This is a genomic window from Devosia sp., from assembly GCF_028290645.1.
GTDB lineage: Bacteria > Pseudomonadota > Alphaproteobacteria > Rhizobiales > Devosiaceae > Devosia_A.
The window spans coordinates 1-5084 of record NZ_JAQGJL010000265.1 but is presented as its reverse complement, the minus strand read 5'-3'; the positions used below and the strand labels follow the sequence as shown (position 1 = coordinate 5084).

Below are 5084 nucleotides of genomic sequence, written 5' to 3'. Positions count from 1 at the left end.
TCCTTGTCCTTCCAGATCTTCTCGACGGTCTCAGCACCGAGCTGCGACAGCACGAGCTGGTTGGCCATCAGGCTGACCTGCCAGCCGCCACCGTCACCGCCGACGGCGAACGGAATGACGCCGGCATCCTTCAGCTTGGGCAGGTCGGCGATATATTCGTCCCAGGTGGTCGGGACTTCGAGGCCGGCCTTCTTGAAAGCCGGGATCGACGCCCAGGCCCAGTTCAGCATGTGGATGTTGACGGGCACGCAATACCACTTGCCGTCGATCTTGCACGGCGCAACCGTCTCGGCGGGACGGATGAACTTGTCCCAGCCTTCCTTCTCGGCAAGCGGCGTCAGGTCGAGCAGTAGCCCGGCGGCGATCAGTTCTTCGTACTGGCGGCCAGGGTTGAACTGAGCGGCATCCGGCGGATCGCCGCCGAGCGCGCGCTGCATGATAGTGGCACGCGCGGTCTCGCCAAGCGCGACCGCGTTGTCCACCCACTTATCGCCGGTCGCGTCGAACTCTTTCGCGAAAACCGACACGGCGGCCTGCTCGCCACCGGACGTCCACCAGTGCATCACTTCCACGTCGGCCGCCTGGACCGATGTGCCAGCGAGCAGGGCGGCAGCCGACAAGGCCACCACCGACAACAATGCCTTCATAATGTAGTCCTCCCAAGTTCACCCTGGAGCAGAACGCTCCTCGCGAAATGTGCGCCAGCCGCACAGGGGCTTCTCTAAGGGGAAGCCTCCGGCGCTGGCTGCGTGTAATCGATTACACCAATTTCCTTCCGAAGATCAATGCAATCGATTACAAGAGTTTCAGTCATTCCTTGCGCGGCTGTCAAGGTCGAACTAGACAGGGTCAGCGCGCAGCGGCGAGGGAGCCCTCCGAACCCATGGTGGTGATCAAAAAAACCCCTACGATTCAGGATGTTGCCCGTCACGCCAGCGTGTCGGCGGCGACCGTGAGCCGTGTCCTCAGTTCACCCGAGAGGGTTTCCGAGACGACGCGTGAGCGGGTGCATGCCGCCGTGCGCGATACCGGCTACACCATGAACCAGGCGGCCCGCTCGCTGCGGCTGAAGGCGGCGCGGACGATTCTGCTGGCGGCGCCCAATATCGGCAACCCGTTCTATTCGACGATCGTCGACGCGGTGATCCGCGAGGCGGCGGTGCGCGGCTACAGCGTGCTGGTGGCGAGCCGGATCGGCGACGACCCCAACCGCTGGCTTCGCGATTATCTGCTGTCGAACCGCGCCGACGGCCTGCTGCTGTTCGACGGCTCGCTCGATACCGGCGCGCTGCACGGCCTGTGGGACGACGGGGTGTCGCTGCCGCTGGTCGCCGCCTATGACGAGATTCCCGACCCGCAGATCAACTCGGTGATCACCGACAACCGGCTCGCCGCCAGCCGGGCGATCCGCTACCTGCGCGAGCTGGGGCACTCGAAGATCGGCCACATCATCGGCCCGTCGCGCAACCAGTCGACCAATGAACGCCTCGTCGGATTCCGGGAAGGGATGCATGAGGCGGGGCTGCAGGTGCGGCCGGAATGGCTGTTCCAGGGCAGCTACAACATGGAGTCCGGCATCGCGGCGGCCGAATGGTTCCTTGCCGCCGACGAGCTGCCGACGGCGGTCTTCTGCGGCAATGACGAGATGGCCATCGGCCTCATCCACCGGCTGCGGCGCGAGAAGATCGACTGCCCGCTCGACATCTCGGTGATCGGGTTCGACGACATCGCCGTGGCGCGCTATTTCGATCCGCCGCTCACCACCATGCGCCAGCCCCGCGAGGACATCGGCAAGATGGCGACCCGCTCGCTGATCGACATCATCGAGGGCACGGTACCGGAGAACGAGCCGATCCATGTGGTGCTGACCTCGGACCTCGTGGTTCGCGAGAGCACCCGGCGCATCGGCTGAGCCACCGCGGCCGCCGTCACGTCCCCGTCACGCTATCCAGTCACGATGTCCTGTTGCCGCCGTGATTTCAGGCTAGCAACCGGGGGCGAGTTTCGAGCGTTCAGTTCGGGCGTTCAGGCGGAAGCGTTCAGGGCGGGATCGGAGAACGTGCGGTATGACGACCGTCAAGATACTCGTGAAGCATGATGGTGCAGGCTGGCGGATCGCCAGCGCGGAAAAGGATCTCGATACATCAGGCGGCCCCCGCCCCTACACGCAGCGCGACGAGGCTATCTCGGACGCGCTGTTCGCGGCGCGAATGTTGCGGGCGATGGGCGAGAATGCCTCGGTCTTTGTCGAAAACAGCGACGGCCTGCGGCTGGTCGGCGAGGAGGACGTGCAGTTCTGGCGGAGTCACTGAGGGAGGCCGGACCTCCCGGCCTACCCCCCGTCACGACTGGCGACCTCGGCAGGATTCGAACCTGCGACCAACAGCTTAGAAGGCTGCTGCTCTATCCCCTGAGCTACGAGGCCGTGGCGCGGGTGTAGCGCAAACGCGGCGGGTTGTCAGGCCTCGGTTTGCCGACTCCCCGTGAGGGTGGCAGGGTGCGCGAGTCATCCGAGGACCCTGCCCTGTTCCCCTATCTTACCCGTATTTTCTGGCTGCTGGTGCAGCCGCTGTCGCTGGTCGTGCTGCTGCTCGTCGCCGGGTTGCTGCTGAGCTTTCTGAAGCGGCTGTGGCCGGCGCGGGTGTTGATCGGGACCGCGGTGCTGCTGCTGTTCGCGTTCAGTTTCACGACGTTCGGCTACCTGCTGATCACGCCGCTGGAGGAGCGCTTCGTGCGGCCGGCGGAACCGGCGCGGATCGACGGCATCGTGGTGCTGGGCGGCGGCATGGACGGCGAAGTGAACTCGGTGCGCGGCGGCTACGAGCTCAACCGCTCGGGCGACCGGTTCGTCGAGACGCTGCGGCTGGCGCTGAGGCATCCGGAGGCGAAGATCGTCATCGCGGGCGGCCCGGCGGCGCTGGTGCAGCAGGAGCCGGAGGCGCTGGCGGGGAAGCGCTTCTTCGAGGCGTTCGGCATTGCACCGGAGCGCCTGCTGCTGGACGACAGGTCGCGAAACACCGAGGAGAACGCGCAATACGCCAAGCAACTGGCCGGCACGACCGAGGGGCAGACATGGCTGCTGGTCACCTCGGCCTTTCACATGCCCCGCGCGGTAGGGCTGTTCCGCAAGGCGGGGTTTGCCGCCCTGCCCTGGCCGGCGGACTATCTGGCGAGCGGGGCCGAAGGGGTGCGCATCAAGCCGGACCAATCGACCGAGAACCTCGCCGTCAGCAACATTGCGCTGCGCGAGTGGGCGGGACTGGTGGGGTATTATCTGACCGGACGGATCGACGAGCTAGTGCCGGGGCCGTAGGCCGGCGACGGAACCCAATGAGGGCACCACGACGACTCCGCACGTGATGTGGGGTGGAGGAGCGGACCCTAGAGGTCGAAGAAGGACAGTTGTGGGGTCTGCCTCGGTGGAGACGCGATGGGCTGCGGCGCGGGCTTCGGCACCGCTTTCCGCCTGGCGACAGGCTTCGGCGCTTCAATGGGCTCTGCGGCCGTCTTCGGCTTCGGCGCTGCTGCGAGCTCGAGCTTCTCGACCACCTTGGGCTTTGGCTTCACCGGAGCTTTGGCCAGATGCTTCTCCAGCCACGCAACGCCCGGCTTCAGCTTGTCGCGCTGGAAGGAATAGAGGTTCTCGCGCCCCTGCTTTACCTCCTTCACCAGCCCCGCTTCCCTCAGCACCCGAAGGTGCCGCGAGATGGCGGGGCGGCTGATGTCGAAGGCGCCGGCGAGCTGGTGCACCGGCCTTGGCTGGTCGTGCAGCAACTCGAGCATCCTGAGGCGGGTGGGATCCGCGAGCGCGGAATAGAGGTCGGCCAGACTCATTTCGTCTTCCGAAACAATGACGTGCGCGGACAGTTGTAACAATCGCGTTACGTGTCAAGCGAGGCGGAGCACAATGGGCTGGCTGTGACAGTCCCAGGGTGGGATTGTCACAGCTTATTGCCGCGAGAGACTCCGCCGGCCGTGAATGGTGAGTGGCGAATGGGGAAATGGCGGGAGACCGCGGGGCGGTCCGGTCAGCTATTCACCATTCACCCCCCGTCCCTAAGTCCCGCTCTTGATCCGGTCATGCACGACGTGATCGCCGGGGGCGAGGCCCAGTTCGGCTGCGCGGCCGCCGGGGATTTCGAGGACGAACATTACCGGGCCCTCGGACGGGATCGAGGTCAGGTCCATCGGGCGGGCGTCGGCGTGGATATTGGCCACGGTGCCATCGGCCTTGATGAACACCATGTCGAGCGGGATCAGCGTGTTGCTCATCCAGAAGCTCACCGGGCGGCTCTCCTTGAAATCGAACAGCATGCCGGCATCGGGCGCCAGCGACCGGCGCAGCATCAGCCCCTTGGCTCGGGCTTCCGGCGTATCCACCACTTCGACGGTGAAGGCGTGATCGCCGTTCGTGGACTGGATGGTCAGATGAGTGTCGTCGGCCTGAGCGCCGAGCGGCAGCAGCGCAAGCAGGAGGAACGCGCCGGTGAGGGCCTTGATCAGGATGTGCATGGTGGGATCGCTATGGTGGCGGACGCCTGACGATACCCGACGCGCCACAGCGCGCAAAGCCCCACCGGTACGATGGCGACGGTTGGTCGCGCGGCCGGAATACCTGGTACGCGAATGCCCAATTCCCAAAGCAAAGGGCGCCACCTGGGCGCCCTCGCTAGATCCGTCGTGCCGTGGGGACCGGTCACGGCTCCCCTTCGTCGCCCTCGTCGCCTTCCGGGCCGGTCAGCAGTGCCTCGGCGAGGACGCCGGAACTCTCGCGAACCCCTTTTTCGATCAGGTCGGCGATCTGCGGGTTGTCCTTGAGGAACTGGCGCGAATTCTCGCGGCCCTGCCCCAGGCGCTGGCTGTCGAAGGAGAACCAGGCGCCGGACTTTTCCACCATGCCCGACTTCACGCCCAGGTCGAGCAGCTCACCGGTCTTCGAGATGCCCTCGCCGTACATGATGTCGAACTCGACCTGGCGGAACGGCGGGGCGAGCTTGTTCTTGACCACCTTGACGCGGGTCTGGTTGCCGATGACTTCCTCACGCTCCTTGATCGAGCCGATGCGACGGATGTCGAGGCGGACC

At 65.6% G+C, this 5084-nt stretch carries 6 protein-coding genes, 1 tRNA gene and 1 pseudogene; 3 read left to right on the top strand and 5 right to left on the bottom strand.

Annotation, left to right across the window (positions count from 1 at the left end; translation table 11 throughout):
- A partial coding sequence (locus JWQ89_RS14530) for an ABC transporter substrate-binding protein (RefSeq protein WP_299642149.1) occupies nucleotides 1–647 on the bottom strand: 647 nt, incomplete at its 3' end.
- A 47-nt stretch (nucleotides 648–694) separates the two neighbouring features.
- Here JWQ89_RS14530 and JWQ89_RS14525 point away from each other — a divergent pair.
- Complete coding sequence (locus JWQ89_RS14525) at nucleotides 695–1912, top strand: LacI family DNA-binding transcriptional regulator (protein ID WP_366144012.1); 1218 nt, start codon at nucleotides 695–697, stop codon at nucleotides 1910–1912.
- Between the two features lie 154 nt (nucleotides 1913–2066).
- Nucleotides 2067–2312 carry a hypothetical protein gene (locus JWQ89_RS14520; protein ID WP_299642145.1) on the top strand — a complete coding sequence of 82 codons (246 nt, stop codon included), beginning with the start codon at nucleotides 2067–2069 and terminating at the stop codon, nucleotides 2310–2312.
- Nucleotides 2313–2349: 37 nt separating this feature from the next.
- On the opposite strand, the gene JWQ89_RS14515 is transcribed toward JWQ89_RS14520, so the two are convergent.
- Nucleotides 2350–2425 (bottom strand) — tRNA-Arg (locus tag JWQ89_RS14515).
- A gap of 72 nt (nucleotides 2426–2497) precedes the next feature.
- On the opposite strand from JWQ89_RS14515, the gene JWQ89_RS14510 reads away from it, so the two are divergent.
- On the top strand, nucleotides 2498–3313 hold the full coding sequence (locus tag JWQ89_RS14510; protein ID WP_299642143.1) for a YdcF family protein: 816 nt from the start codon (nucleotides 2498–2500) through the stop codon (nucleotides 3311–3313).
- 68 nt (nucleotides 3314–3381) lie between these two features.
- Here the strand turns inward: JWQ89_RS14510 and JWQ89_RS14505 are convergent, their stop codons facing one another.
- The 3 genes and pseudogenes from JWQ89_RS14505 to JWQ89_RS14495 all read right to left on the bottom strand — a co-directional run.
- Nucleotides 3382–3834: a metalloregulator ArsR/SmtB family transcription factor gene (locus JWQ89_RS14505; protein ID WP_299642142.1), complete on the bottom strand. Its 453-nt coding sequence runs from the start codon at nucleotides 3832–3834 to the stop codon at nucleotides 3382–3384.
- A gap of 222 nt (nucleotides 3835–4056) precedes the next feature.
- Nucleotides 4057–4512: a DUF192 domain-containing protein gene (locus JWQ89_RS14500; RefSeq protein ID WP_299642140.1), complete on the bottom strand. Its 456-nt coding sequence runs from the start codon at nucleotides 4510–4512 to the stop codon at nucleotides 4057–4059.
- Between the two features lie 184 nt (nucleotides 4513–4696).
- A pseudogene (locus JWQ89_RS14495) lies at nucleotides 4697–5084 on the bottom strand (DNA recombination/repair protein RecA); the annotation flags it as partial.